Source organism: Streptomyces sp. NK15101, assembly GCF_020400725.1.
Taxonomy (GTDB): domain Bacteria; phylum Actinomycetota; class Actinomycetes; order Streptomycetales; family Streptomycetaceae; genus Streptomyces.
Window position 1 is genome coordinate 26,901 of sequence record NZ_JAINVG010000051.1, and the last position, 25,381, is coordinate 52,281.

Annotated in this window: 23 protein-coding genes and 7 pseudogenes; 14 read left to right on the forward strand and 16 right to left on the reverse strand. The window is 70.7% G+C overall.

The window, feature by feature from the left end; genetic code table 11:
• Positions 1-34: 34 nt before the first annotated feature.
• The 3 genes from K7G60_RS24910 to K7G60_RS24920 form a co-directional block, all read right to left on the reverse strand.
• Positions 35-2,398 (reverse strand): non-reducing end alpha-L-arabinofuranosidase family hydrolase, encoded by a 2,364-nt coding sequence (locus tag K7G60_RS24910; RefSeq protein WP_225803173.1) that lies wholly within the window; start codon positions 2,396-2,398, stop codon positions 35-37.
• A 401-nt stretch (positions 2,399-2,799) separates the two neighbouring features.
• Positions 2,800-4,380 carry a sigma-70 family RNA polymerase sigma factor gene (locus K7G60_RS24915; protein ID WP_225803174.1) on the reverse strand — a complete coding sequence of 527 codons (1,581 nt, stop codon included), beginning with the start codon at positions 4,378-4,380 and terminating at the stop codon, positions 2,800-2,802.
• Between the two features lie 331 nt (positions 4,381-4,711).
• Positions 4,712-5,371: a DJ-1/PfpI family protein gene (locus K7G60_RS24920; protein WP_225803175.1), complete on the reverse strand. Its 660-nt coding sequence runs from the start codon at positions 5,369-5,371 to the stop codon at positions 4,712-4,714.
• A 71-nt stretch (positions 5,372-5,442) separates the two neighbouring features.
• Between K7G60_RS24920 and K7G60_RS24925 the strand changes: the two genes are divergently transcribed.
• Positions 5,443-6,396: a helix-turn-helix domain-containing protein gene (locus K7G60_RS24925; RefSeq protein ID WP_225803176.1), complete on the forward strand. Its 954-nt coding sequence runs from the start codon at positions 5,443-5,445 to the stop codon at positions 6,394-6,396.
• Positions 6,397-6,535: 139 nt separating this feature from the next.
• Here the strand turns inward: K7G60_RS24925 and K7G60_RS24930 are convergent, their stop codons facing one another.
• The 3 genes and pseudogenes from K7G60_RS24930 to K7G60_RS24940 form a co-directional block, all read right to left on the reverse strand.
• Entirely contained in the window at positions 6,536-6,952 is a 417-nt protein-coding gene (locus tag K7G60_RS24930) for a CBS domain-containing protein (RefSeq protein ID WP_225803177.1), read from the reverse strand.
• 285 nt (positions 6,953-7,237) lie between these two features.
• A pseudogene (locus K7G60_RS24935) lies at positions 7,238-7,466 on the reverse strand (hypothetical protein); the annotation flags it as partial.
• Between the two features lie 110 nt (positions 7,467-7,576).
• Complete coding sequence (locus tag K7G60_RS24940) at positions 7,577-7,993, reverse strand: STAS domain-containing protein (RefSeq protein WP_225803178.1); 417 nt, start codon at positions 7,991-7,993, stop codon at positions 7,577-7,579.
• A gap of 276 nt (positions 7,994-8,269) precedes the next feature.
• Between K7G60_RS24940 and K7G60_RS24945 the strand changes: the two genes are divergently transcribed.
• Complete coding sequence (locus K7G60_RS24945; protein WP_225803179.1) at positions 8,270-8,668, forward strand: ATP-binding protein; 399 nt, start codon at positions 8,270-8,272, stop codon at positions 8,666-8,668.
• A gap of 57 nt (positions 8,669-8,725) precedes the next feature.
• Here the strand turns inward: K7G60_RS24945 and K7G60_RS24950 are convergent.
• Both K7G60_RS24950 and K7G60_RS24955 read right to left on the reverse strand, forming a co-directional pair.
• Positions 8,726-9,194 (reverse strand): annotated as a pseudogene (locus K7G60_RS24950) (IS5/IS1182 family transposase); the annotation flags it as partial.
• Between the two features lie 43 nt (positions 9,195-9,237).
• Complete coding sequence (locus K7G60_RS24955; protein WP_225803180.1) at positions 9,238-9,477, reverse strand: hypothetical protein; 240 nt, start codon at positions 9,475-9,477, stop codon at positions 9,238-9,240.
• A gap of 144 nt (positions 9,478-9,621) precedes the next feature.
• Between K7G60_RS24955 and K7G60_RS24960 the strand changes: the two are divergent.
• Positions 9,622-10,119, forward strand: a pseudogene (locus K7G60_RS24960) (transposase family protein); the annotation flags it as partial.
• Positions 10,120-10,493: 374 nt separating this feature from the next.
• Positions 10,494-12,212, forward strand: a complete 1,719-nt coding sequence (locus K7G60_RS24965) for a lamin tail domain-containing protein (RefSeq protein WP_225803181.1) — start codon at positions 10,494-10,496, stop codon at positions 12,210-12,212.
• 82 nt (positions 12,213-12,294) lie between these two features.
• On the opposite strand, the pseudogene K7G60_RS24970 reads toward K7G60_RS24965, so the two are convergent.
• Positions 12,295-12,390 (reverse strand): annotated as a pseudogene (locus K7G60_RS24970) (IS5/IS1182 family transposase); the annotation flags it as partial.
• A gap of 404 nt (positions 12,391-12,794) precedes the next feature.
• Positions 12,795-14,021 (reverse strand): serine hydrolase, encoded by a 1,227-nt coding sequence (locus K7G60_RS24975; protein WP_225803182.1) that lies wholly within the window; start codon positions 14,019-14,021, stop codon positions 12,795-12,797.
• A 172-nt stretch (positions 14,022-14,193) separates the two neighbouring features.
• Between K7G60_RS24975 and K7G60_RS24980 the strand changes: the two genes are divergently transcribed.
• The gene (locus tag K7G60_RS24980; RefSeq protein WP_225803183.1) at positions 14,194-14,979 is read left to right on the forward strand and encodes a MerR family transcriptional regulator; all 786 of its coding nucleotides are present in this window, start codon (positions 14,194-14,196) and stop codon (positions 14,977-14,979) included.
• An 87-nt stretch (positions 14,980-15,066) separates the two neighbouring features.
• Here the strand turns inward: K7G60_RS24980 and K7G60_RS24985 are convergent, their stop codons facing one another.
• Positions 15,067-15,948: a PhzF family phenazine biosynthesis isomerase gene (locus tag K7G60_RS24985; RefSeq protein ID WP_225803184.1), complete on the reverse strand. Its 882-nt coding sequence runs from the start codon at positions 15,946-15,948 to the stop codon at positions 15,067-15,069.
• Positions 15,949-16,043: 95 nt separating this feature from the next.
• Between K7G60_RS24985 and K7G60_RS24990 the strand changes: the two genes are divergently transcribed.
• The 4 genes from K7G60_RS24990 to K7G60_RS25005 all read left to right on the forward strand — a co-directional run bounded on the left by K7G60_RS24990 (position 16,044) and on the right by K7G60_RS25005 (position 18,685).
• Positions 16,044-16,952, forward strand: a complete 909-nt coding sequence (locus K7G60_RS24990) for a LysR family transcriptional regulator (protein WP_225803185.1) — start codon at positions 16,044-16,046, stop codon at positions 16,950-16,952.
• Between the two features lie 328 nt (positions 16,953-17,280).
• Positions 17,281-17,622 (forward strand): DUF5713 family protein, encoded by a 342-nt coding sequence (locus K7G60_RS24995; protein ID WP_225803186.1) that lies wholly within the window; start codon positions 17,281-17,283, stop codon positions 17,620-17,622.
• A gap of 297 nt (positions 17,623-17,919) precedes the next feature.
• Complete coding sequence (locus K7G60_RS25000; protein WP_225803187.1) at positions 17,920-18,246, forward strand: hypothetical protein; 327 nt, start codon at positions 17,920-17,922, stop codon at positions 18,244-18,246.
• Positions 18,227-18,685 carry an FAD-dependent oxidoreductase gene (locus K7G60_RS25005; protein ID WP_225803188.1) on the forward strand — a complete coding sequence of 153 codons (459 nt, stop codon included), beginning with the start codon at positions 18,227-18,229 and terminating at the stop codon, positions 18,683-18,685. The genes K7G60_RS25000 and K7G60_RS25005 overlap by 20 nt, the downstream gene beginning before the upstream one ends.
• 151 nt (positions 18,686-18,836) lie before the next feature.
• Here the strand turns inward: K7G60_RS25005 and K7G60_RS25010 are convergent, their stop codons facing one another.
• The 3 genes and pseudogenes from K7G60_RS25010 to K7G60_RS25020 form a co-directional block, all read right to left on the reverse strand.
• Complete coding sequence (locus tag K7G60_RS25010) at positions 18,837-19,433, reverse strand: DUF2165 domain-containing protein (RefSeq protein WP_225803189.1); 597 nt, start codon at positions 19,431-19,433, stop codon at positions 18,837-18,839.
• A 614-nt stretch (positions 19,434-20,047) separates the two neighbouring features.
• Positions 20,048-20,401, reverse strand: a complete 354-nt coding sequence (locus tag K7G60_RS25015) for a discoidin domain-containing protein (RefSeq protein WP_225803195.1) — start codon at positions 20,399-20,401, stop codon at positions 20,048-20,050.
• 61 nt (positions 20,402-20,462) lie between these two features.
• Positions 20,463-20,669: pseudogene (locus tag K7G60_RS25020) on the reverse strand (glycoside hydrolase domain-containing protein); the annotation flags it as partial.
• 65 nt (positions 20,670-20,734) lie between these two features.
• On the opposite strand from K7G60_RS25020, the gene K7G60_RS25025 reads away from it, so the two are divergent.
• Complete coding sequence (locus K7G60_RS25025) at positions 20,735-21,394, forward strand: substrate-binding domain-containing protein (RefSeq protein ID WP_374115677.1); 660 nt, start codon at positions 20,735-20,737, stop codon at positions 21,392-21,394.
• 86 nt (positions 21,395-21,480) lie between these two features.
• Here K7G60_RS25025 and K7G60_RS39475 read toward each other — a convergent pair whose 3' ends face one another.
• Positions 21,481-21,906: a transposase gene (locus tag K7G60_RS39475; RefSeq protein ID WP_374115674.1), complete on the reverse strand. Its 426-nt coding sequence runs from the start codon at positions 21,904-21,906 to the stop codon at positions 21,481-21,483.
• A gap of 519 nt (positions 21,907-22,425) precedes the next feature.
• On the opposite strand from K7G60_RS39475, the gene K7G60_RS25035 reads away from it, so the two are divergent.
• Together K7G60_RS25035 and K7G60_RS25040 are read left to right on the forward strand one after the other, a co-directional pair.
• Complete coding sequence (locus K7G60_RS25035) at positions 22,426-22,899, forward strand: ATP-binding protein (RefSeq protein WP_374115675.1); 474 nt, start codon at positions 22,426-22,428, stop codon at positions 22,897-22,899.
• A gap of 334 nt (positions 22,900-23,233) precedes the next feature.
• A pseudogene (locus tag K7G60_RS25040) lies at positions 23,234-23,492 on the forward strand (IS5/IS1182 family transposase); the annotation flags it as partial.
• Between the two features lie 156 nt (positions 23,493-23,648).
• On the opposite strand, the gene K7G60_RS25045 reads toward K7G60_RS25040, so the two are convergent.
• On the reverse strand, positions 23,649-23,981 hold the full coding sequence (locus K7G60_RS25045) for a helix-turn-helix domain-containing protein (protein WP_225803191.1): 333 nt from the start codon (positions 23,979-23,981) through the stop codon (positions 23,649-23,651).
• A 112-nt stretch (positions 23,982-24,093) separates the two neighbouring features.
• Here K7G60_RS25045 and K7G60_RS25050 point away from each other — a divergent pair, with 112 nt between their 5' ends.
• Both K7G60_RS25050 and K7G60_RS25055 read left to right on the forward strand, forming a co-directional pair.
• On the forward strand, positions 24,094-24,504 hold the full coding sequence (locus K7G60_RS25050; RefSeq protein ID WP_225803192.1) for an STAS domain-containing protein: 411 nt from the start codon (positions 24,094-24,096) through the stop codon (positions 24,502-24,504).
• Between the two features lie 365 nt (positions 24,505-24,869).
• Positions 24,870-25,381: pseudogene (locus K7G60_RS25055) on the forward strand (hypothetical protein); the annotation flags it as partial.

Sequence of the window (25,381 nt, forward strand, 5' to 3'; positions counted from 1 at the left end):
GTGTTTCTCCTTGTGCGACCGTGGATCGGGCAGCTCAGCGCTGCAGGGTGAGGACGCCCGGCCGGTACGGCAGTCGGTCGTAGGGGCCGCCCGCGTCCGGGGACTTGCCCTGGTAGAGGAACTGCAGGTTGCAGGGGTCGACGGTCATGGTCTGGTCGGGGTTGTCGCGGACCAGATCGCCGTGGCTGATGTCGTCGGTCCAGGTGGCGCCGCTGTTGGCCTTGCCCGCGAAGGGGTTGCTCTCGGTGGCGGCCTGGGGCGTCCACGAACCGTTCAGGCTGGTGGCGGTGAACGAGCGGAAGTAGCGGTGCTCGTTCGCGCCCCGGGCCTCGACGATCATCAGGTACTGGTTCTGGTCCTTGACCTTGTAGACCTGGGGCGCCTCGAAGAGGTTCTTCACGGTGTCGCTCATGACCGTCGTGTACGACGAGCCGAAGCTGCCCGGGAAGTTCCCGATCGGCATGCTGGCCCGGTAGACCTTGCCGTTGTCACCGGCGAAGAACAGGTACATGTTCCGGTCGTCGGCGATCAGGGTCTGGTCGATCGGGCCGGTGCCGGATTCGGTGCGGGGGATGCTGCCGGTGAAGAGCGGCCGTGGCGCGGACCAGCTGTCGGGGTCGGCGGGGTCGCTGGACGTGCGGTAGCTGAAGGGGGACGCACCCCACTGGTACGCAAGGACCCAGATCTTCTTGGGCGCGAAGTAGAACAGTGTGGGCGCCACCGCGTTCCGGCTCATCTTCGTCTGGCCGGCCGACACCATGCCGGACCAGTTCGTGAAGGGGCTGAACGCCATCGAGCCGTACGAGGTTCCCGACGCGCTCGACGCGTAGACCAGGTGCTTGCCGCCCAGCACCACGTGGGTGAAGTCCTTCACCGCGTCCCACCCGTTCGACGGCCGTGCGAGGGCACCCGTCGAGCTCCACTTGTACGTCGGCGGAAGAGCACACGTGCCGCCGCCCGTCCCGGACGGAGCGGTCCACTTCTGGTTGCCGACGGAGGCGCAGGTGTACAGCTGGATCCTGGTGCCGTTCGCGGTGGCGGCGCCGACGGCGTCGAGGCACAGCCCGGACTGGACGCCGGTGATCGTGCCGTCGGTGTTGATGTTCCACTGCTGGTTGGCGCCGCCGTTGCAGTCCCAGACGACCACCGAGGTGCCGTTGGCGGTGCCCTTGCCCTTGGCGTCCAGGCACTTGTCGTCGTGGACCTTCAGCTGCTTGGCGGCGGTGTGGGTCCAGCGCTGATCGGCCTGTCCGCTGCAGTCCCACAGCTGCGCCTGGGCGCCGTTGGCGGTGGCGGAGCCGGGGACGTCGATACAGCGGCCGGAGGCCACGCCCTTGATCTCCCCGGTACCGCCGGCCGGCTTGGCCGGGGTGGTGCCGGATCCGGACTTGAGGGCGTTCATGACGGCGGTGTACGCGGGCTTGGGCTTGCCGTCGTCGTCGAACAGCAGGGGGCTTTCGCCGCTGCGCCAGGAGTCGCCGTCACGGACGCCCCACACCGTGATGCCGGTGCACCGGGCCACGGACAGACAGGCGCTGACCGCGTTCGCGTAGTGGGTGGGTGACGCCTGGGCGATGTCCAGCTCGGTGATCTGGACGTCGACGCCCAGGGCGGCGAAGCCGGCCAGGGTGGCCTGGAAACTCGCCGGCGGGCCGCCCGCCCCGAGGTGGCTCTGGAACCCGACGCAGTCGATGGGCACGCCGCGGGACCTGAAGTCCTTGACCATGCGGTAGACGCCCTGGGTCTTGGCGTCCGACCAGTTCTCGATGTTGTAGTCGTTGTAGCAGAGCTTGGCCGAGGAGTCGGCCGCGCGGGCGGTGCGGAACGCTTCCTCGATGAAGCCGTCGCCCAGCACCTTCTGGAAGACCGAGTCACGGAGCCGGCCGCTGCCGCCGTCGGCGAACGCCTCGTTGACCACGTCCCAGGCGTAGATCTTGCCCTTGTAGTGGGTCATCTCGGTGGTGATGTGGTGGTTCACCACGCTGCGCAGCGTCTTCGCGTCGCGGATGGAGCCGACCCAGGAGGGGAGCTGCGAGTGCCAGACCGTGGTGTGGCCCCGTACGCGCTGGCCGCGTGCCAGGGCGCGGTCGACGATCCGGTCGGCGGGGCCGAAGTCGAAACGGCCGCGGGACGGCTCGATGGCGTCCCACTTCATCTCGTTCTCCGGGGTGATCATGTTGAACTCCCGGTCGGCGATCGCGGTGTACGCCGAGTCGCCGAGCCTGCCGGCGGCCACCGCGGTGCCGAAGTACCGGCCCGAGGGGGTCGCCTGGGTCCCCAGGCCTGCGGCTCCGGCGGAGCTGGGGAGGAGCGTCACGACACCCGCCACCACTGCCGCGGCCGACAGTCCTGTCGCCAGTGCCCGGCGACGCCGGCGGAGCCGGTGCAGGCCCTTCATGACTCTCCTCGGGGGCCCTGCGTACCGGTCGCCCGGAGCGGGTGGATGTGCTGCGTCATGGGAGGAACTTTCTTCAGGGGACACGTCAGTGGGGGACGTCCGCCTGCCGCGCCGGTACGTCATGGCGGGCGGCAGGAAGGACACCCCTGAAGTGGAGGCTTCCGGGCGCGCGGGCTCGTAACAGAAAAGTCGCGCCGCCCGCAGGATTGCCCGGTGATGCATCTCGCAGGCAGAAAGCGTTATGCCGGGCGCCGCGGTCCGGCCGCGCCCGCGGAGAGGGCACGACCGGACTCGTCAACGGTGAACGCCGGTCACGGCGTGGTGCGGGAGACGGCAGGATCGTGCTGGAGGATCACCGGCTGTCACTGCTCACTCGGCCGGATCGCCCGACGAGCGGGTGCTCAGGCCCACGCCCTGCGCACGACGAAGGAGGCCTGGCCCGCGAAGGCCCGGGTGCCGTCGGAGCCGTCGAGCCAGACGCCACCGTCCCGGTGGCGGAGGACCGATCCGGGATAGTTGTGCGCGTGCAGGGTCACCGACCCGGCGACCGTCCCGGGGCCCGGACAGAAGGTGGCGTCCTCACGGAACAGTTCGCTGCCGTCGTCGGTGCTCAGCCGTAGCCGCAGGTACTGATGGCGAAGGTACCGGCCGTCCGCCGCACGGAAGGTGACGCACCGTGGGTCGGCCAGTCCCCCGAGGACCGTGAGGGTGACCCGTTGCCTTCCCTGCGCGCTGCTGGACGCGGAGACTCGGCCGAGCGTCGCGAAGTCGCCGGCGTACGTGACGAACAGGCCGGGTCGGTCCACGGACTCCAGCGACTGCGCACCCAGGGGGACGGTGGCCGCGACGGCGGACGGACCCGTCGGGGACGGAGTCACCGGAGACGGGCTCACCGGAGGCGGTTCGGCCGACGTGGTGGTGCGCGACGGGATCGGCGCGGGAATGCCGACCGTGGGAGCGGCGACGACGCCGGGCTCCCGAGGCGCCGGTTCGGGCCAGGTCGCGTAGGTGGCGGTCCCGGCGATGAGCACCGCGCCGGTGGCGAGGCTCACCAGCGGATGAGCGGTCACCGCGTGGAGTTTGCCGGTCAGCGCGCCGTGCGGACCGCCTCCCCCCGTCGCCGTGCCGACGGCGACGGGTGCCGTGGCCAGCCCGGCGGCGCCGGCGGCCGTACCCGACAGCAGGCCCTTGGCGGCCAGCGCGGCGACGAGTCCGGCCGGGACGGCCAGCGTCGTGAGGCTGAGGGGCAGCAGTTCGGCCGGAACCCGTTCTGTCGTCGTCGCCGTGCAGACCGGGCAGTCACGGGTGTGCCGCGCCATCCGCTTGCGCCACACCGACGCGCGGTGACCGTCCCAGCCGGCGACGGTCTCGGCCAACTGCGGACAGCGCGGGTCGGCCTCGAGCGCGGCGACGATCGTCCGGCACAGCTCCAGCTGCTCGCGCATGCGCTGCAGGCGCACTCCGACGTGGGCGACCGTGAGCCCCGTCGCGGCGGCGATGTCCTCACGGCTCAGCAAGCCGGCGCACTCCTGCCACCACAGCGACAGCAGCATCCGGTGGTCCGGGTCGAGCCACCGGCCGGCTTCGACGACCCGACGGCGCTCGTCCGACACGTGCAGCCGCAGGATCGTCACGTCCACGGGTTCGGCGCCGGCGTCCGGTATCCGGTACGCCTCGTCGATGACCGTGGTCCGGTCGGCGAAGACGTGTTGCCGGTGCCAGTGGGTGTTGATCTGGCGGAGCGTGATCGACACCAGCCAGGACCGGAAGCTCTCCGGGGCACGCAGGGAAGGCAGGTCGCGCACCGCGCGCAGCAGGGTCTCCTGGACGACGTCGTCGACGTCGGCATGTCCGCTCAGCGCTCGCCCGACGATGTTGTAGACCAGCGGCAGGTACGCGGAGATCAGCTCCTCGCGCGCCCGGTCGTCACCGGCCTGCGCCGCGACGACCAGCTCCGCGTGGTCCGCATCCATGAGCCCCATTCCCACCTTCTTCAGGGGAGTGATCCGCCGAGTACGGCGGCATACCCTAGCCCCGGCGAAGGTACACGGCCAAAGCCCGCGCCTCGGGTGGACGGGCTGGGCCGTGCCGATGCTGAGCCGCACGCCCCGAGAACCCGGTCCCGTAGGCCCGACTTCGTCTCCCGCCGGAATCCGATGGGCCACGCAAGCAGGCCGCCGGCCCCTGGACGCGGGTTCCGCGCACCGGTCTTCGGGGCCGAACCGGCAACGAGCCCGGGACCTGCACCGCTTGGCCCCGGGTCCGGACGGCGTCGCCGCGTCCAGGGCGACGCACGTTCCGTTCTCGAACGCTTCAGTTCCGCCTGTCGGTTTCGTCGTCCCGGTCGGCTTCGGGTGCGTGTTCAGGTGTCCATGTGTATTCCATCTGGCGGGCGGTGCGGCGGGCGAGTCGTTCACCGAAGAGGCGGCCCACGATGTGCAGGCTGGCGTCGATGCCGGCGCTGATCCCGGCGGAGGTGATGATGTCGCCGTCGTCGACCCATCGGACGTCGGTGCGTACCCGGATGTCCGGCCGGCGTCGGGCCAGTTCCTCCTGGTCCTCCCAGTGGGTCGTGGCCGGGCGGCCGTCCAGTGCCCCGGTGGCGGCCAGGAGGAAGGCTCCGGTGCAGATGCTGAACGTCAGCACGGAGGTCTTCCGGCGCCTGGCCAGCCAGTCGATGACCTTCGGGTCCGCCTCGGCCGCCGTGGTGACGCCCCCGGGGATCACCAGCACGTCGAAGGGCGGGTCGTCATCGAGGGTGTGATCCGGTACGACCCTCAGTCCTCCGCGGCAGCGGACCGGGCGATCGGTCGCCGCGACGGTCAGGACGCGCAGCAGGGGCCTGTCGTCGGCGGTGCGGGCCAGCCGTCCGGCGGTGCTGAAGACCTCGAAGGGGCCTCCCATGTCGAGGACCTCGACCTCGTCGAAGACAAGCATTCCGAAGGTCGATGGAGCGGTGGTGTCAGGCTTCATGACCCAAGGATCGGATGGCGGGGGCACCGGCCGGCAGTGCCGGAAACGGCATCCATCGCTAGGATTCCGTCATGCGACATCACCGGGTGGCCTGCCTCGTGTTCGACGGGATGGCTCCGTTCGAATGGGCCACGGTCACCGAGGTGTTCGCGGTTCCGCGGCCGGAGTTGGACGTGGACCGGTGGTACCGGTTCGAACTGTGTGCGGAGAGGCCCGGTCCCCACCGGGTGGTGGGCGGCTTCGACCTCGTCGTGCACCACGGGCTGGACCGGCTCCGACACGCCGACACGATCATCGTCCCGGGAGTGCCGGACGTGCGCCGCGACGTCTCCCCGACCGTCCTGGACGCGCTGCGGGACGCCTTCGCGCGAGGGGCCCGCATGGTGTCCGTCTGCAGCGGTGCGTTCGCCCTGGCGGCCGCCGGCCTGCTGGACGGCAAGAAGGCGACCACGCATTGGCGGTACGCCGGTCTGCTCCAGGAGCGGTATCCGAAGGTGACGGTCGACGCGTCGGTGCTCTACGTGGACAACGGGTCCGTCGTCACCGCCGCCGGTACCGCCGCCGGCATCGACGTCTGTCTGCACCTCGTCCGCAAGGACCACGGCGCGGACGTCGCCACTCGCGTCGCCCGCCGCATGGTCGTGGCCGCGCACCGCGAAGGGGGCCAGGCCCAGTTCGCCGAGCATCCGGTGGGCAGGGCGCCGTCCGACGATCCGATCGGCGCCGCGGTGGGGTACGCGCTGGACCATCTGCACCGGCGTGTCACCGTCGACGAACTGGCCGGCATGGCGCATCTCTCGGTGCGGCAGTTCGAACGTCGCTTCGCCGACGCGGTCGGCTCGCCGCCCGGCCGCTGGATCACGGACCAGCGGATCCGGGTCGGTGCCGCGCTGCTGGAGGCGTCGGACCAGCCGATCGACGCGGTGGCCGACCGCGTGGGCATGACCGTCGCGGGGTTCCGCCGCCACTTCCGGGAAAGGATGGGCGTGAGCCCTTCGGTCTACCGGAGCCAGTTCCCGCACTGAGCGGCATCACCGGAGCACCCGAGACCCCCGCTCCGGTCCGGCGCGCCGGACCGGAACGAACACCGCGGGGTCCGGGCCGAACACGGTGTCCGTCCCGGCACACGGCGCCGGGACGGACACCGGGGACGGAGGTTCGCCGTCAGTCGGTGGACAGGGCCTCGAGGAGGTCGCCGACCTGCGGGTCCGGCAGCGCGCGGGCGACGTCGGCCTGAGCGACCATGCCGACCAGGCGGTGACCGTCGATCACCGGCAGCCGCCGCACCTTGTGCGACGTCATCGTGCGCAGGATCTCCCCCGCGTCGTCGTCCGCCCCGATCGTGACCGCCTCGCCCTGGGCGAGCTCGCCCGCCTTCACCTGGGCCGGGTCCTTGCCCGCGCCGAGCACCTTCACGACGATGTCGCGGTCGGTGAGCATCCCCTTCAGCCTGTCGTCGGTGCCGCAGATCGGCAGGGCACCCACACCCATCCGGGTCATCTTCCGTGCGGCTTCGAGGACGGTCTCCTCGGCGCCGATGCACTCGGCGCCCTCGGTCATGATCTCGCGTGCGGTCGTCATCACACTGCCTTCCTGATGTGCACTTGCGGTTCGTGCCGGCCCGCACCCCCTCGGGCGCGGACCGTCAACACACGCGTATCCCGCACACCGGCCGCGTAACACCCGCGGAACCTCCTCCACCCCACCGCCGCAAAGCCGGCCTCCCATGCTGCGGGCACTTCACGCTCTTCATGTCCGGGCGGGCGGTCTTGCAGGCGGTGCGACAGGCCGAGGCCTCCGATCCTCCGACACCGCCGGCACCGCAGGGCCTGGCGTCCCTCGACCGCGACCGGGCCGTGTGGGGAACTCGCCGGCCTGTCCGGTCAGCCGTCCGGGGAAGTCGCGAGCGGCCGACCAGATGCTGAGGTCGCGGGCGATGGCGTCGATGCCGGTCGCCGTGGTCGCCTCGTGCTCGTTGCGGGCGGTGTCACGACGGGCGATCTCGTGGCCTCCTTCCCCCAGGACCGGCCACGGAGGCGAACCAGACGGGGTCCACCTCGTCGGGCTGGACGACGACGAAGGTGTTGTCGGAGTCGCCGCCTCCCATGAAACACGACGCCGCTCCACCAGCCGCTCCAGGTCGAAGGTACGGTCGGTGAGCAGGCCCAGGTGGCGACGGTCACGCTGGAGGGTGCGAGGGGCGGGTCACACGAGGCCGGCACTGTGGCGATCGTCGGCGAGGTCGAAGACCCGGTCCATCCCGGTCAACTCCAGCAACCGTCTGATCTGGCCGGCCAATGGTCCGACAAGAAGCAGACGACCGGGCCGACGGTGAGCTTCGATGAGCTCCTGAAGGAAGGAGGAATCGCCGAAGGTGGCCCCCGACAGGTCCAGAACGATCCGTCCGGCCCGTGCCCTGCGCGCGGCGCAGAGCGCGCTGTGCAGGCAGGGCAGGGTGTCCCTGTCGAATTCGCCCCGTGCGCTGAGCAGCCAGGTCCCGGCGGAGGCGGTGGGCTCGCGCGTTACCGTCGCGACGCCGCCGGGCGACCTACAGGTGTGAGGTCCTACCCCCAGGAGACCCTGATGGGCCCCGTCCTCCGCGAAACCACGAACCGCGATCATGCACATACGCCTGGCTTCCACCAACGGACGAGGCGGCTTCTCTCTACCAGTCTGCGCCCTGCGGCGACTCCCTGCGCTTCCCGACGCGGACAGCCGGGCGAGTAACGGCATCACCCCTCCTGTCGTGCTTCCGAGTGGAGCGTCCTCCGGCAGGAGGGGCAGCACATCGGCAGGACAGCTCCGCATTCCGAGCAAGGACGACTACGCCGCGTGCATGGCTGGTGGCGGCGGTGGGCAGAGGCCGTTTCGGAGACCGCACGGGCAGGAGGAGCGATCATGGCGGCCCCCCTCAGGCGGCACTGCGATGTCCAGGGTCCCTACGCCGCGGCCAGGGCCAGAGCGGAGGTCCACCGCCTTGTTCGGGAGGCCCTGCTCGCCGGCAGCCTGGTGAAGCAGACGGTGGAGGACGCCGCCGCTCTCGTGGTGAGCGAGCTGGTCAGCAACGCCGTGCGGCACGCCGGCGGCGCCTGTTCCCTGGACCTGTCCCTGGAGCCGGACGGCCTCGACATCGACGTCAGCGATCCCAGCCCCGAACCACCCCGTCCCAGGGCGACCGACACCACCAGTGAAGGCGGCCGGGGCTGGGCCATCGTCGCCCGCCTGACCAGCGAACTGACCGTACACAGTGATGAGCACGGCAAGACCGTGCACGCCCACATCGACCAAGCTCGCTGACCTCGCCGGTGCAGGGCGCATACCAGAGCCACCAAAGCGTCCTGGCGCTCCGTCCATCGCGCAACGCCCGCCGCGGCCGCCCAAGGGTCGTCGGACCTGGACCCCGGTGGCGCCCAGCCGCAGCTCGACACCCTCGGCCCGGGCACAGGCGAACACATCGGCCAGGGTCCGCACCCGCAGATCAGGACGGCCGGGAACCGCGCATCCCCGCTCGACCAGAAGCGCCTGCATCTCCCCCACGGCCCGGGTGACGGCGGAACGGTCGACATCGAGCAGCAGAGCGATGGCCGAGCGCGGAAGATCGTGCCGCGGAGGGATCAGCGTGGCGGCCGGCCGGTCCACGAAGACCAGCCGATGCCTGGCGCCGGCGCCCGCAGCCCGCCTCCCGGCCCCACCACGCGCCGCACGACGGCGGCCCTCGATACCGGCCTGCCACGGGCCGGCCAACTCCGCGACCAGGCGAGCGAGACGCTGCCGGGAGATGTCCCGTGCACAACCGAAGCGCGAGAACCGTCCGACTGAACATGATCGTCACAGCCCGGATCATGCCCCCCACCAGCAACGACGCCTCATCCGCAATCACGCACCAGCTCGTAGGAGACGAGGGGTCTGCCCTCGTCGCGCATCTTGCAGCCGGTGCTGAGGCAGTCGACCGCGTTGCGGCCGAGCCGGTCGACGGCGGCGGCAGACGTCAGCACGTCTTCCCGCTTCCGCTCGGGCGAGGTCGTGGCAGCTTTGACCCGCGACAGCCGGCGTACGCCGAGCAGGCGACTTCCGCAGCCGTCGTACGGCCGCTCGACTTCGTTCATGGTGGGGTACCGCGCCTCTTCCTCCCGTTTCGCCGGAGCGCGAGGAGAATCGGCGGCCCCCAGGACGATCTCGACCGTCTCGATCAGCCCAGGAAGCTCAGCCTCACCTGGCGGTGGGGATCGTCCTTGCCGGTGTCCGCCAACCTCTGCCGCGTGCTGCGCGAGGACGATCCGGAAGACGTCCTGCCCGACGGGACGCCCGCCGAGTGCGACCGGGTCGGCGACAGCCGGGCCGACTTCTCGCAGAAGCACCGCCGTCACGGCGTGAACGTGCAGGTCGTCGCCGATCCCGCGGGCAACCTGCTGTGGCTCTCACCCGCCCTGCCCGGCCGCACGCACGACCTGACCGCGGCCCGCGCCCACCGCGTCATCCGGATCTGCGAACGCCAGGGCGTCCCCGTCCTCGCCGACCGTGCCTGCATCGGGGCCGGCCCCTGGGTGACCACACCGATCAGACGGCTTTCCGGCCGGGAGTTCACCACGACCCAGCGGACGATCAACCGGGCCTTGTCGGCGGCGCGAGCGCCGGTCGAACGAAGCGTCGCGCGACTCAAGTCCTGGCGCATCTTCCGCAAAGCCCGCTGCAGCCCCAATCGCATGACGGCCATCGCCGCAGCCGTCCTCACCCTGGAGCGTCAACGCCGAGAATGCCCAGTCTTCAGGAACCCGCGACAAGGGCTCCCCGTGCACGCGCTCGGCACAGTCCTCGCAGACGGCGGCGCAGGTATTGAGTAGGGTCGCGGCCTCGGGGCGCCGAAGACCTCGGGGGCAGGTTCCGGTGCCAGCCGCGGGGAGCGCCGCCCAACAGATGGCCCTTGTCGGAGATATGGCGCCGCACCCGGCGCCCGGTGCACACTGTGCAACGCGCGTAGAAGTGACATGCGGAGGAAACCCTCCGGTCCCCCGCGCGCAACCCGACCCGCATAGAACTGCCCTGCCGCCACGGCGTGTCCCCCCACAGGCCCCCGGTGCGGTGCTCCGCGAACCGTCCGCAACCGCTCGCGAAAGGCACCCTCGTGTCACCTCGTCACATACCTGCCAGACGCCCCCGCCGCACCGCCGCGCTCGGCACCGCCTGCCTGGCCGCCGCCGTGACGCTGGCAACGCTCACCACCGCCCCTACGGCGAACGCCGCCGCCTCGGTTCCGTCGCAGGGATCGTCGACACAGCTCGACGTCGGCAACTGGAACGTCGAGTGGTTCGGTGCGCCGGACTTCGGCCCGACCGACGAGGCGCTTCAGCAGCAGAACGTCCGCGACGTCATGGCGGGCGCCGACATGGATGTGTGGGGCCTCTCCGAGGTCGTCAGCACCTCGGCGTTCGACACCCTCGTGGCGGGCATGCCCGGGTACACCGGGGTCGTGGCCAACGACCCGATCGTGACGAACGGTGCGCAGTACTACTCGGACTTCAGCAACACCGAGCAGAAGGTCGCCCTCGTCTGGCGCTCCAGCATGGCCACCCTGGTGAGCGCGAAGGTCATCCTGACCGACCAGAACAGCAACTTCGCCGGCCGTCCGCCGGTGGAGTTCACGTTGCGTGGCACGTTCGACGGTGTCACCCGTGACCTCGTCTTCATCGTCCTGCACGCGAAGGCAGGTTCCACCCAGGACGCGTGGAACCTGCGCAACCCCGCGTCGCAGGCCCTGAAGTCCTACCTCGACACGACCTACCCCACACAGAACGTCTTCGTCGTCGGTGACTGGAACGACGACGTCGACACCTCCATCACGTCCGGGAAGGCTTCGCCGTACGCCAACTTCGTGAACGACGCGGCACGCTACACGTTCCCGACGCGGGCCCTCTCGCTGGCGGGCGTGGCGTCGACGACGGGCTATCCGGACTTCATCGACCACCAGCTCAACACCAACGAGGTGCAGGCCAAGTACGTCGCAGGCTCGGCGAAAGCCTTCCAGCCCCAGGCTTATGTCCCGAACTACGCGACGACGACGAGCGACCACTACCCGGTGCTGGCTCGCTACGACTTCGTCCTAGGCGGTGGCGGCGGCGCGAACCAGCCGCCCACGGCCTCGTACACGCACTCCTGCACCGCTCTCACCTGCACTTTCACCGACGGCAGCACCGACTCCGACGGCACCGTCGTGAGCCACAGCTGGGACTTCGGCAACGGCCAGACCTCGACGGCGACGAACCCGACCGTGACCTACGCATCGGCCGGAACCTACGCGGTCTCGCTGACGGTGACGGACAACGACGGAGCCGCCCGCACCACGACCCAGAACGTCACCGTCACCGCCGGCGGCGGCCCCGCCGGCGTCGTCATCAACGAGGTACTGGCCAACGAACCGGGCAGCAGCACCGCCGGCGAGGCCATCGAGATCGTGAACACCGGTGGCACGGCCATCGGCATCGCCGGCTGGACCCTCCGGGACGGGACGGCAGTGCGCCACACGTTCGCGGCCGGTACGACGCTGCAGCCCGGCAAGGCGATCACTGTGTTCGGCGCGGGCTCCGCGATCCCCGGTGGCATCGTCGCGGTGGCGGCCAGCACCGGCGGCCTCAACCTGTCCAACAGCGGTGACCAGGTCATCCTGCGGGACTCGACCGGAACGACGGTCCAGTCGATGACCTACACCTCAAGCCAGGCCGACTCCGACGGCGTGTCCATCAACCGAAGCCCCGACGGCTCGGCGACCGGCGGCTGGGTCAAGCACAACACCATCAGCTCGCTGACCAGCTCGCCCGGCCGGCACGCCGACGGAACGGCCTACTGAGCCCCGGTCCACCGGCTCGGCTGCGAAGTGAGATCAGCAGGGTTCGAGCCGGCCGACTGGTGGACGGCGGGTGGTGGCCGTTGTTGCAGCGGCGGTCACCCTCACGGGTGACGATGAGCATGGATACCCACTCGACCAGAGCATGAGGCAGGTCGAGTGCGGCAGGACGGAGAACCAACAGGGCTCCTGTGCCGAGGGGTTGAGACGTCGAACACCTCCCTCAACGGCACGGAGCCCTGTGCGGTGCGGCCCTCATCCTGACTCGGCCCGGGTCACTCGATCAGTGGCCACTCTGAAAGAGCTCAGTCTCTACTGATCGTTTCAGTAATGAGGTTCGCATGCGTCTCAAGCAGGGTCGGTGTCCGCCTCCCCTCCGGCGGCGAAGGCCGACGGAGGGACTGCACGCTGAAGCGAGGCGCGCAGGTCGGCGATCCGCCGGTCGCGGATGCAGGCGGCGGGCGAGGTATCCGTTCCTCGTCGGCGGGCCCGAGCGACCCGGTCAAGTGAAGGCCTCGGCCGGCGTGTCCGCCCCGGTCTTCCGCGGACCCGCCCGCCCGGTCCGCCCCGGTGCTGTGGACTTCGTCAGTCGAGGGCCTGGTAGAGCGTGGTCCAGAAGTCGGCCATGGCCCGCGGCGAATCCGGGGTGGACAGTCCGACCTGGGTGAGCAGGATGCCGGTGAGCCGGTGGGTCGGGTCCGCATAGGCGGTGGTTCCGGTGCCGCCGAACCAGCCGAACCGGCCGACGGGAGCGTAGTCGTCGCGGCTGGTGCCCACCGACATGCCGAACCCCCAGCCACCAGCCGCACCTTGGCCGGACGACAGGTGGGCGACGCCGTCGAACATTGCTCCCCGGGCTTTCATCTGCTCCGGGGAGAGGCGGTTGGTGGTCATCAACTCGACGGCGGCCCGGGACAGGATGCGCTCGCCGTCGTGCACTCCGTGGTTCAGCAGCATGCGGAAGTAGGCGTGGTAGTCGTCGGCGGTGGAGGCCAGTCCCCCGCCCGCGCCCTGGAACACGGGAGGGGCGCTGAACAGTCCCCCTGCCGCCTGGTCCCAGACGGCGAACTCGCCCGTCTGCGGGTCGGGCCCGTACAGGGGCGGCAGCCGGTCGATCCGGTCGGCGGGCACGTGGAAGCCGGTGTCATTCATACCCAGCGGATCGAGGATCCGTTCGCGCAAGAACGCCTCCAGCGGCTGTCCGGCGACCCGGGAGACGAGCACGCCGGTCACCTCGTTGCTGAGGTCGTACTGCCAGCGCACACCGGGCTGGTACTGCAGCGGGAGTTCGCCCAGGCGGCGCATCCACTCGTCCTGGTGGGGCGCCGGACCGGAGGCCACGCTGTAGTCGAGGCGCTCGAAGGTCGCGGCCCTGATCGGCGAGGCCATCGACTCGAAGTCGGTGCCGAGCCCGAAGGTGGAGGTCAGCAGGTCCCGTACGGTGATCGGCCGCCGCGCCGGAACGGTGTCGTCCAGCGGGCCGTCGGGCCGCCTGAGCACCTGCCGGTCGGCGAGTTCGGGCAGCCACGGGTCCACGGGGTCGTCCAGTCGCAGCCGGCACTCGTCGAGCAGGACCATCGCCGCCGCCATGGTGACCGGCTTGGACGTGGACGCCATCCGGAAGATGGTGTCCCGGCACATCGGCGGGCCGCCGTCGTGCCGCATCGTGCCGATCGCCTCCACGTGCGTCCGCCCCCCGCGGCCGACGAGGGCGACCAGACCGGGGATCTTTCCGGACTCCACGTGCCCTTCCAGCACCTCGCGCAGCCGGCGCAGTCCCGCCTCGGTGAAGCCGCTGTCGTTCGTTTCCATGGCGTGTCTCCTGTTCGCGGTGGCGTTTCCCACGGCCGTTCCCCGGTGGCCGCGCGGCCCTTCGAAGGGCCGTGGCAAGAGGCTGCGTCCTTGACCCAGGGTCAAGGTCAAGGGCGGACCCGGGCGCGTTATCCTCGCCCCGCGACGACCAGCGACACGGAGGAGCGTCAGGGTGACGGCGGACGGGCTCGGGCTCACGATCGGTCAGGCGGCGGCGTACGCGGGCGTCACGATCAAGACCGTGCGGCACTACCACCGACTCGGCCTGGTCGCCGAGCCGGAACGCGACGCCTCCGGCTACCGCCGCTACCGCTCGGACGAGTTGTTCCGTCTGGTCCAGGTCCGCACCCTGGCCGCGGCCGGGGTTCCACTGGCCGAGATCGGCGACCTCCTCGACGCCGGCCCCGAGGCCTTCGCCGCCACCCTGGAGGAGGTCCACCGCGAGCTCACCGCCCGGATCGAGGACCTGACCGCGCGCCGCGACAGGCTGCACCGCCTCGACCACGGCGACCGCGCCCTGCTGCCCGACCGGGCCTGCGCGATCCTGGAAGCACTGGCCGGACTCGGTTTCGACCCCGCCTATGTGACCGGTCAGCGAGAAGCCCTCGTACTGACTCGCGCACTGGTCCCGGAGATCTTCGACGGCTTCATGACCTGGCTCGAACAATCGCTCGCCGACCCCGAGACCGTCGAGCTGACCAAGCGCGGCTGGGAGGCGAGGAACTGGGATCCGGACGACCCGCGGATCGAGGAACTGGCCCGCGAACTGGCCGGCAAACTACTGGCCCGACGCGAACTCCTGTCGATGCCGTCCGGGTTCGAAGAGCGTCCCGACACCGCCGCCCGCTACGGGATGGTCAACCACCACATGGAGGACCGGGCGCCGTCCATAGCCCGGCTGAACGCTCTGGTCGAGACGGAACTGCGCGCCGCCGGCATCGCCGTGCCCCACCGCTGACCGATCCTTTCGGAACGGGTTCGGCTGGTGGGGCCCGTCTCGGGCGTGTGCGGCCTGAGGACGTCCTCGGTGCGTCCGGGGTTCTCCTCAGCTGGTGCTCGTGCTCGCACCCGTGATCGCCACCGCCTGCCCGCTCACCCGTACCCGCGGGTGAGCGGTGGAGGCTTCGACCCGGAGCAGGCTGGGTCGGCCGAGGTCCTCCCCCTGGCGGACGGTGAGGACCCCGGTGGGCGGGAGGGCGTCGAGAGTGCGCAGGTAGCCGCCGAGGGCGGCGGCCGCGGCACCGGTGGCCGGATCCTCGACGACGCCGCCGACCGGGAAGGGGTCGCGGGCGTGGAAGAGTTCCCGGGTCTCGCGCCAGACCAGCTGGAGCGTGGTCCAGCCGTGACGGTGCATGACCTCGGCCAGGGCGTCGAAGTCGTAGTCGAGGGCCGCGAGACGCTCGCGGGTGGCCGAGGCCAGGACCAGGTGCTCGTTCCCGCCGAAGGCGACGTGCGGCGGCAGTGCGGGGTCGAGGTCTTCCGGGGACCAGCGCAGAGCCGCGAGGGAGGCGTTCACCTCCTCGTCGCTCGCCGGCCGAGAGCGGGTGGGGACGCTGGTGAGCGTCGCCGTCACGGGCCCTTCGGGCTCGGCGGAGGTGTCCAGGGCGATCTCACCCACCGGTGTGTCGAAGACGAACGGGCCGGGGCCTATCCGTTCGGCCAGGGCCACCGCGGTGGCGACGGTGGCGTGGCCGCAGAAGGCGACCTCGGCGAGCGGGCTGAAGTAGCGCAGTCGGAACCGGCGTGCCGTGTCGTCAGCGGCCGTGACGAACGCGGTTTCCGAGTAGCCGACTTCGGCGGAGATGGCGAGCATGGCGGCTTCGTCCAGCGCGGCCGCGTCCATGACGACGCCGGCCGGGTTGCCACCGGCGGGGTCGGTGGTGAAGGCGGCGTAGCGCAGGATTTCGGGGCGTGTCCTCAGGTTCATGCCCCCTACTGTGGCACCGCACAGACATCCCTACAAACGATGGTTTTCGATCCGATCCATCGGTTTACCCGATGGAATGGGTTAGGTTCGACAGCATGGACACTCGACTGCTGCGCACCTTCGCCGCCGTTGCCCGGACCGAGAACCTGACCGCCGCCGCGGAGCGGCTGCACCTGGCCCAGTCCACCGTCACCGCCCAGGTGCAGGCCTTGGAGAAGGAGCTCGACCTGCGCCTGTTCGACAGGCTGCCGCGCGGAGTGGTACTCACCGGTGCCGGGCGTGAGGCGCTGGCACAGGTCGAAGCGGTGCTGGAGGCCGAGTCCCGGCTGCGGGCGGTCGCCGCCTCGGCAGGTGGCGCGGACGGCCGGGTGACCGGGCACGTGGTGGTCGCGGCCGGCGAGACACTGGTGTCCGCGCGACTGCCGGGAGTCATCGCCGCGCTGCGGCGCAGTCACCCGGGGATCGAGGTGGACCTGCGCACGATGGGGACCGCGACCGCGGTCGCCGCGCTTCGCACCGGTGAGCTGGACTTGGCACTTCTCCTGGAGGACGAGACGGCTTTCCGTGACATCTCGTGCACGCCGCTGGCCCGTGAGCCGCTGGTGCTCGTCTGCTCCCCCGAGCATCCCGTCGCCCGCAACGCCGCTGACGCGCCCGTCGACTGGGCGGAGCTGGCCCGCCAGGACTACTTCCTGCACGAACAGGGCTGCTCGTACAGCGACCGCTTCGTCGACCGGCTGCTCACCGAGGCCGGAGGCACTCAGCCCCGGATCACGCGCTTCGGCAGTCTGGAGGCCGCCCGGTCCTGTGTCGCCGCGGGCCTCGGCCTCAGCCTGCTGGCCCGCGCCAACGTCGCGGACGCGCTCGCAGCGGGCCGTCTGACGCAGGTGCCCGGACCGCGGTTCCCCGACGTCGCCGTCCAGCTGGCCCGTCACCGCCGGCGCTGGCTCTCCCCCGCAGCCGCGGCACTCACCGCCGAACTGCCGCACCACTTCCCGCAGTGAACGCGGTCGTCCCGGCGGGAGGCGTTCGCCTTCGGCGCCCGCCGGCCGAGAGCGGGTGGGGAGTCGGGGTGCGTGCGGCGTGAGGACTCGCGGGGCTCCGACCGGATTTCCATGACTGATCGGACATCAGCGACCGGAGGCTTCCTGGATCCTTGGTCGTCTCCGTGGCCATCGTTTGGCGGCGGTCCGGACCTCCCGGCCACGCATGAGGGCTACGGCCTGTGGTGGAAGTCCTGGTCGCGTAGGCTCTGGCGCCCGTTGGGGTGCCGTTGTCAGTGGTGCTGTGCATGATCGGCGCGTCAGGTTTTCGCAGAGGTGGGGAAGTGCCATGCCGATCACAAACCAGCAGGTAGCGGGACACGCGTTCCTGCGGCAGATGTACGGCGACCCGTACTTCCCTGATCACGTGGTCGACCGGGGTAAGGCGATCCTGCTGCGGCTGTGCGAGCGCATTGAGACCGAGCGGCCGTCGGAACTGGAGAGCTTGTATGCGCTCACCCAGGCTGCGACGGAGGAGTTCAACCTGCTGGACAGCGAGTTCGTGGCGGCCGGGAGCGAAATCGAGACGGTGGCGCGGGAATGGATCTGTGAGGAGTTCTGCTTCGTCGCCTCGGCGTACGGGTTCACGGAAGCGGATGCGGAGGAGTTGACCGCCGGCCGGGACTGGTGAACGAGGACGGGAAGGCGACCACCTCCGACAGCAGACCGAGAACCTTTTTGCAGCCGTTCCCCGAAGGCACTCGGGCTCTTCACAACGCCGCAGGTCTGGTTGCCGGCATGGAAGTCGCCCTACCGGAACCAGCACCAAAGGCGATACCACTCGCGCCCCTTCCGTCACTCCAAGTAGCGGATACGCTTCGTCACGCGGATGGCCGCGGGCCCGGGCAGGCCAAGCCAGCGGCGGCAGGATCAGGCCATCCGGGGTCACAGCGGCATGAGTCGACGGGCGGCGGGCACCGATGCCGGTGTGCCCATCACGGATGGGACACGGCGCTTCATCTCCCTGTCGGCACGGTTGACCGGCTTCGACCGAGCGGAGCTGGAGGTCACCGGGCTCGTCGAGACGTACCGGGCTGTGGCCGCCCAGGAGCTCGGAGCGGAACGGTACGAGCGGCTGCTGAACGAGGCCCTGCACGAGCCGCAGAAGCCGACGGCCACTCTGCGCGGCGAGTCACGGGCAGCGGCCCAGGCGGTCACGCACCTCTGGTACACGGCAGTTGGCCGGGCCGTCCATGAGGGCTGGTGTCCCCGCGTGCCTATGCCGAGGGCCTCGTATGGAAGGCGGCCGGTCTGACCGCGCCCGCCGCGGATCCCGGAGGTTACGGGAGTTGGGCCGAGGGGAGCGACCGGTGACGCGTTACGACGTGATCGTCGTGGGTGCCGGTGTCGCCGGCTCGCTCGTCGCACACCGGCTCGGCCGGCACAGTCGACGGGTCCTCGTCCTGGAGGCGGGCACGGCCGATTCGGGCGCCCGCGCTGCGGACCCCGACCCGCTCACCGCCGGTCTGACCGCGTCGGGCAGGCTGCCCGGATCCCTGCACCGGCCCCACCCGGCGGCGCGTTGGCCCGAGACGGCGGACCTCGCCGGCACGGGCGGGACTCCCGGGTTCCGGGCAGACGGGGCCACAAGCCGGGTACGACGGCCGAGGCCTGTCCAAGAACATACGACCTGGCGTAGCCGACTGCGTGGCGTGGGCCATCCGCCTGTCCGCGGGCGGAGATCGCCTCGCTGAGCTCACGTGCACCGCCGCCGCCCTCGTCACACCCACGCCCAGCCCCGCGGCGCGGCCGGCACCCGCGCCTCGGCATCCGCTCGCCGTATCCAGACCGCGGGCGGCGCGCCGGTGACGGGCAGACCGCGGCCCCTGTGCGGCGCAGGGCGCGTCAGGTCCGTTCGGCACCTGGCCGGCGAACGCCGGGCAGGTGCACCAAGAGGAGTGCGAAGGCGGCCAGCGTGACGTTGCGGGCTGCCGCGTCCAGACCGTTCCAGTCGGACGACTGCCACATGGCGAACCACTCGCCGCCGATCGCGAGGAAGCCGAGTCCGAAGAGCAGCAGCACCATCACCAGCCCCACCGTGCTCGCCGCGCGGGCCCGGTCGTACGCGTCGCGGCGCAGCCCCGTGATCCAGAACCAGGTGGCGGCGAGCAGGACCGCCGCGGCCAGTGTCTCCCAGACGATGACGGCGACGTAAGCGGCGTTCTGGAGGGCGGGGGAGGTGACCGCCCGCCACATCAGGTCGGGGTCCTTGAACGTGGTGTCCATGCTCAGGACGTGCTGGACGAACTGTTGGTTGGTTCCGAAGTCCGTGATGTTCCCGAAGGCCACCAGGGCCGTGTAGAGCGCGACGGTCGCCGTCAACGCGGCCGCCGCGACGGGCGGCGCGCCCAGCCGGAGGAGCCAGTTCCGCTGGGCGGCGGGGGCCGTTCCGGGGGAACGGATGCCGGAGTCGGGGCCGATCGGCCGGTGAGACTGTGTCATGGACGTGTCCTCCTTCACCGTCCCGCGGCTTGGACCGCGGGTCGTACCGTCCCTTCCCCACTGGCACGACCCTTCACCGCCCTGCCGTGCACCGGTCCCTCCACGTGCCGGGGAAGCGTCTCCATGCCGATACCCGAAGCGGTCGCAGAGGCGGCTGCGGACACCGCCATCGACCGAAGCGGCGCCTGGCGACATGCCTGTGGGTGACCCCCACCACGGCTGGACATCGCAGTCGGTGGCAGTGCCCGTCCGGCGACGGAACTGCCGCGGAGCGAACCGACTCCCGACCTCGGACGGCTCCGCGTCGCACGGTCGGTTCAGCACCCCGACGTGACGGGAAGCGCCGACGAAGCCGGGCACTCAAGATCCGGACCGCGCACGGCCCGGCATCGCTCCGCCGTCGAGCTGGAACGTCATTCCTGCTGGTCATGATGGTGTACCGCCGATACCGCCAGCAGACCAAGAACGTTTCGTCAGCTACTCCCCCAAGGCACTTGGGCTCTTCCAGAGGCTGAAGTCGGTTGCCTGGCAGGGAGGTTGCCCCAACAGGCACCCCTGGCGCTCGGACACGAAGGACGGGCCGCCGCGAAAGCGGCGGCCCGTCTGTGGCCGGCTCAGTAGACCTCGAGCTCGTAGAGCCGTGCGGCCTGGTCGGTCGTCTGGGTCGGGGTGGTCACCTCGATCCGTACGTACCGGGCGGTGACGTTCATTGGATGGGTCGTCGCCGCCGCGGTGTTGCCGGTGACGGTCGCGACCGTGGTCCAGGTCGTCCCGTCCGTCGACGTCTTGATGGTGAACGCCTTGGTGTTGCAGGTCGCCGACTCGCCGCCGAGTGCCGCGTGCTTGACCACGACTCTGGTGACCGGCTCGCTCGCCCCGAGATCGACCTGCAGCCACTTCGACGACGTCAGCGTGCGGAACTTGTCGGAGAGGCTGCCGTTGACGGCCTTGGACGGAGCTTCCGAGATGGCACACGCACCTGGCCGACATGGTGCCGAGGTCGTCGTTGCCGGGCAGGCCCGACGGGCCGGTGGTGTAGACCGTGTCGACGAGCTGACGCACCGTCTCCTGGATCTTCCAGGGCTTGCCGAGCTCGTTGTACAGCCACGGAGCGTGGATGTCGGGTTCGTTGGTCGGGTCGTACTTCCGCGCCCCGCCGCCCCGCAGCAGCCAGTTGCCCGCGGCGTCGTGGAAGAAGTGGTCCAGGCGGGCGATCGTGGTGGCCTTGCCGCCCATGAGGTCTGCGAGGCCGCCGGGCCCAGGTCGACCAGCTGCTCGACACCGGGCTCGACGGTCTGCTGCTGACCCCCAACTGGCGCCCGGACGCCGGCCCCGGCGAAACGGAGTGGGTCCGCGGCCTGCCGGTGCCCGCCGTCCTCGTCGAACGGCCTACGACCCCCGACGGCACCGCCGCCGACCTGGACTCGGTCGGTTCCGACCATCGCCACGGCGTGCTGCTCGCCCTCCGCCACCTGCGCGCACTCGGCCACAAGTCCGTCCTCCTCGCCGCCCGGGACGACACCTGGACGGCCCACCGGGCGCGGGCCGGCTACGAGGAAGGCGTCCGGCTGCTGGGGCTCGCCCCGCGGCCGGTGGTCGACATCCAGCGGCCCAACCTCGACTCGGAGACCGTGGCCGAACGGATCGCCGAGGCGGTCGCCGAAGGCGTGCGAGCCGTCCTCGTGCACAACGACCAGGAGGCGGTCCAGCTCATTCCGCTGCTGCGCGCCCGCGGTCTGCGGGCGCCCGACGACCTGGCGCTGATCTCGTACGACGACGTCTTCGCCGCGCTCGCCGCACCACCGCTCACGGCGGTCGCGCCGCCGAAGCGCGCGGTGGGTTCCGCGGCGGTGAAGCTGCTGCTGCGCCGCCTCGACGACGAATCGGCGCTGCCCGTCCACCACATCCAGCTGATGCCGGAGCTGAAGATCCGCACCTCCTGCGGGGGCACCGTCGTCTGAGGCTGCCTGGGGGCGCCCTGTCGATCATGTGTCGAGTCGGATGAGGGTGCCGGCGAGGCTGACGGCGGCGAGGTGGAGTTTGCTGGTCAGCCCGCCGCGGGAGCGTCCCAGGCCGCGTTCCTCGAGCCCCCTTCGGCGGCCGCGTGCTGATGCGCGCGGACGATGGTGGGGTCGATCGCGACCAGCCAGTCCACCTCCGCCCGGGATCGGGCACTGTCAGCAGGCGGTCGAAGGTGCCGTTCCGCGGCCCAGCGGGCGAACCGCCCGTGAACGGTCTGCCACGGCCCGAGCCGCTCCGGCGGGTTCCTCCAGGGCAGGCCGGTGCGGAACGTGAACACGACGGCCTCGAGCACCTGTCGGTGATCCCGCCACCGGCCACGAGCCCGCCCCGCAGACGACAGCAACGGAGCGATCGCCGCCCAAGCGGCGTCAGAAGTCTGCCGTCCCGCACGACCGGACCAACGATCCGATGGTCCGAAAGGCACTCCCTGGACTCCAGGGTCTACGCCCACGTCCTGAACACTCCCGGCGCCCTGAGCGCCCTACTGCGGAGGCGGCAGAGGACAGATCCTCAAGCCGGGTCCCCCTCATGCTCACGGCCCGTGCCAGTGCTCTCCGGCGCGCCACCTACTTGACGACGACCGTGTGCACTTCGGCGTCGCCGCCCTGCCCGTCACGGCAGTACACATAACGCCTGCGCGAAGCCCTCGACGTGGTGCGCACCCCGCGGACCGAGCGGATCCTGCTGGATCCGGCGGGCGTCGGCTTCGGCGAATCCGCCTTCGTTCACGAGCCGACCGGCACACGGAGCCGGCCGGAGCAGCACGTCCTTTTCGGCTTCCCTGCCAGGCAGGTCACCCGTCCGCTCGACCTCGCCGGCACACGGCGCGGGCTCGACATCGCCCTCGACGACGCGGTCCGACCGGTACCGCCCCTCCCTTGCGGAAATCCGACGCCCGCTCGGTGTGAGGATCCGATCGGGGGGTATACGAGGCCGCGCACACAAGGGCGCGTGGTGAAGGGGAAGAAGGATGGGGCAGACATCAGGCGTTGCGGCCGGCCGGCCGCTGATGGCGGACATCGTGTCGGCGTCCGGCGTCTTCGAGGGCAGCGAGAACATCGCCGTCGCCCGTGAACTGGCCCGCACCTTCCTCAGCGACGTCCAGGCCGTGCACGGTCTGCCGGTGTCCGAGCGCGCGATGAGCGTGGTGGAGCTGGTGGTCAGCGAACTGGTCACCAATGCCCGCAAGTACGCGCCCGGCCCGTGCCTGCTGACCCTGGAGGTCGTCGGCGGCTCGGTCGAGGTGACGGTGTGGGACAGCAATCCCGCCCTGCCGGCCCTCCTTGAGCCCGATCCGTCCCGGGTGGGGCAGCACGGGCTGGAGATCGTGATGGCGGTCGGCCAGAGCTTCGCCGTGCACCGTGAGCCCGTGGGCAAGCGCATCACCGCGGCGATCGCCTTGGCCGACGATCCCAGCGGTGCGGCCGCCGGTCGCCGGCTGTGAGAACTGCTGACGGAATGCGGGTCGGTCGAGGGCTCCACTGCCGGCGGTGGGTGCGGAGTCGTCATGACAGCATCCAGCTGTGACGTGCGATGTGTGTGGACACGAGATGTGGCGGACACCGGTGGCGGAACCCCGAATGGCGTGGAACTTGCCGGTGAGGGAGCGGTGGTTCTGATCCTGGTGCTACGCGTGGACTGAGCCGGGACACGATCCTCGCGAGGTCTCACGACCCAAGTACCAGCCTGCGTACGGGTGTTGGGAGCGGGCAGAGACGCCGGATCTTCCTGAAGACGTGGCCCGGCACCGCTGTTCGGGATCTCGCCGACGACGGCCTGAGGGCGTGACCGTGCCGGCGGTCGTCGCCTGCCTCAACACCGGGCTCGTCGTCCCGCACCGCAAATGGCCGGGGACGGGCCTGCTGCCGGGCGAGGAGGAGGACAATGCCGGACAGCGCAAGGTCCGGGCCCGCGTCGAGCACGCTTTCGCCCGCACGAAGCACTACGAGGTCCTCCGCGACCGCCGACAGGGGCGACGGCCTCCACCACGTCATCCAGGCCGTCGCCCCCCTGCACCACCCCGCCCTCACCGCGTGACAAGAGCAGCCACAAACCGGCCCTGACCTGATCGGACACGGCTTTCTGCAACATGCTTCAGGTCAGACCGCCGTCCGCCACACTCAGCCACGGTCGGGACGGAACCCAGGCTCGGTGACCGGATGCGGTTCGCGCCGGCGGAGTCGGCCGGGGGTGTCAGTGGGGGACCGACTGCTGGCCGGTGCGCTCGGACTCGTCCTGTACGAGCAGGGACAACAGAGAGGCCAGGGGGAGGCCGGCTTCGGCGGGGTGGCGCAGCACCCTGTCCGGCTCTATGCGGTACGTGTTCGTGCGGCCTTCTCGCGTGTGGGAGAGGTAGCCGTCCTGTTCGAGGTCGGCGATGATCCGCGAGACGGCACGCTCGGTGAGCCGGCAGTGGGCGGCGATGTCACGGATGCGAACGTTCGGGTTGTCCGCGATGGCGGCCAGTACACGCGCGTGGTTCGTGATGAACGTCCATCCGGTGTGAGATTCAGGGGATCCAACCATGCCCCGGATTTTACGGACCTCAGTTGCCAGAACCAAAATGCATGACATAGTTTTCCTGTAATCGATGTCGCGCCTTCCCTTTCGCGGAGGGATTGCCGGAGGGAGTCCGAGAGTGCCCTGGAGCGAGGATGACGCCGTCGCGTCCGCACTCCTGACCGCGCCCAGCAGGAAGCTGGTGCCGGAGCAGAGCGCCAAGGACGCGTCACGGCAGGACCTGGTGATCCAGTACGAGTGCTGCGGGGCGCAGGTCGTCGAGGCCCGCGGCGATTACGACATGCACTCCATCGGCCCCTTGGCCGATGTGTTGAAGACCGCGACCGAAACGCATCCGAAGGTGGTCCTGGACGCCTCCGGGGTCACCTTCGCGGACTCCGCCTTCCTGAATCTGGTGATCCTCATCCACCAGACGGGAAAGCTGCGCGTGGTGGCGCCGTCGGAGCGGGTCCGGCGGCTCTGTGCGATCACCGGCGTGGACGGCGTTCTGCAGATCCGGGAAACCGTCGACGAAGCCGTCGCCTCGTGAACGCACGCGACGGCTGCCAAGGAGGTCGCCGACCGGTCGCCCGAGACGCCACCGACCAGGAGATCGCCGACACGCTCTTCCTGCCCTCCCCGCACGGTGGAGAAGCACGTCACCCGCGTCCTCACGGAACTCGACAACACCCGCCAGGCCGCCTCGACGGCCCTTTCCAAAGCTCGTCGGAGGACTGGCCCACAGGGCTTGCCACTCTTCCCGGAAGAGGCGATCACCGCCTGGGGCACCATGATCGTTCTCACCGATAACCACGAGTCCGTTGATCGCCGGGTCCGGGACAGGCACGATCGCGCGGTGATCCTTGCCGTTCCATAGGTGATGCCGGAATCGACAGCGCCTACTGGGGTCGGCGAATGGAGATCCGCCCCGTCCACCAGGTCCGTCGGAGCCAAGTGCCGGCCGAACGCTCCCGTCCTGCCCTCCAGCAGAGGTCCACCGCGGTCCGCCGCATCCGGGGCCACCTCGTCGACGCCCGGGCCGCCCAGGACGCCGACACCGTCGACGAGATCCGGGACGACGTCATCAGCGACCCGGACTCCGACGACAACGCCTACGCGCACGTCTCCTCGGTCGGCATCGGGCCCCCGGCCCTCGCAGCTACCGGGGCGGAGTGGTCCGCGTCGCGGCCGGAGGAGCGCGAACCCGTGCGGTCGTCACCCGGCGAGCCGCATGGCTCCTGCACCTCGGCTGCACGCCGCACTGCCTCGCCGGCGGGCCGGCTGCGGGTGCCGGTCTCGGCCCGGCGCCGACCCCCGCCCTGGGCCTGGTCCCGGCCGCCGGCGCCGGCCCCGGCCGGCGGTCCCGGACGGTCGTGGAGACAGTCGACGCGGAAGCGGGCCGCGCCACCCTACGCGGCCGGCCCGTC

Bases quoted from the DNA above. Each gene is read 5' to 3' on its own strand.
- K7G60_RS24990 (WP_225803185.1), top strand. From the start codon at position 16,044: ATGGACACTCGACTGCTGCGCACCTTCGCCGCCGTTGCCCGGACCGAG.
- K7G60_RS24985 (WP_225803184.1), bottom strand. From the start codon at position 15,948: ATGAACCTGAGGACACGCCCCGAAATCCTGCGCTACGCCGCCTTCACC.
- K7G60_RS24940 (WP_225803178.1), bottom strand. From the start codon at position 7,993: ATGATCGCGGTTCGTGGTTTCGCGGAGGACGGGGCCCATCAGGGTCTC.
- K7G60_RS25010 (WP_225803189.1), bottom strand. From the start codon at position 19,433: ATGACACAGTCTCACCGGCCGATCGGCCCCGACTCCGGCATCCGTTCC.
- K7G60_RS24945 (WP_225803179.1), top strand. From the start codon at position 8,270: ATGGCGGCCCCCCTCAGGCGGCACTGCGATGTCCAGGGTCCCTACGCC.
- K7G60_RS25045 (WP_225803191.1), bottom strand. From the start codon at position 23,981: ATGGTTGGATCCCCTGAATCTCACACCGGATGGACGTTCATCACGAAC.
- K7G60_RS24910 (WP_225803173.1), bottom strand. From the start codon at position 2,398: ATGAAGGGCCTGCACCGGCTCCGCCGGCGTCGCCGGGCACTGGCGACA.
- K7G60_RS24920 (WP_225803175.1), bottom strand. From the start codon at position 5,371: ATGAAGCCTGACACCACCGCTCCATCGACCTTCGGAATGCTTGTCTTC.
- K7G60_RS25005 (WP_225803188.1), top strand. From the start codon at position 18,227: ATGGAAGGCGGCCGGTCTGACCGCGCCCGCCGCGGATCCCGGAGGTTA.
- K7G60_RS24995 (WP_225803186.1), top strand. From the start codon at position 17,281: ATGCCGATCACAAACCAGCAGGTAGCGGGACACGCGTTCCTGCGGCAG.
- K7G60_RS24915 (WP_225803174.1), bottom strand. From the start codon at position 4,380: ATGGGGCTCATGGATGCGGACCACGCGGAGCTGGTCGTCGCGGCGCAG.
- K7G60_RS24975 (WP_225803182.1), bottom strand. From the start codon at position 14,021: ATGGAAACGAACGACAGCGGCTTCACCGAGGCGGGACTGCGCCGGCTG.
- K7G60_RS24955 (WP_225803180.1), bottom strand. From the start codon at position 9,477: ATGAACGAAGTCGAGCGGCCGTACGACGGCTGCGGAAGTCGCCTGCTC.
- K7G60_RS24930 (WP_225803177.1), bottom strand. From the start codon at position 6,952: ATGACGACCGCACGCGAGATCATGACCGAGGGCGCCGAGTGCATCGGC.
- K7G60_RS24925 (WP_225803176.1), top strand. From the start codon at position 5,443: ATGCGACATCACCGGGTGGCCTGCCTCGTGTTCGACGGGATGGCTCCG.
- K7G60_RS25035 (WP_374115675.1), top strand. From the start codon at position 22,426: ATGGGGCAGACATCAGGCGTTGCGGCCGGCCGGCCGCTGATGGCGGAC.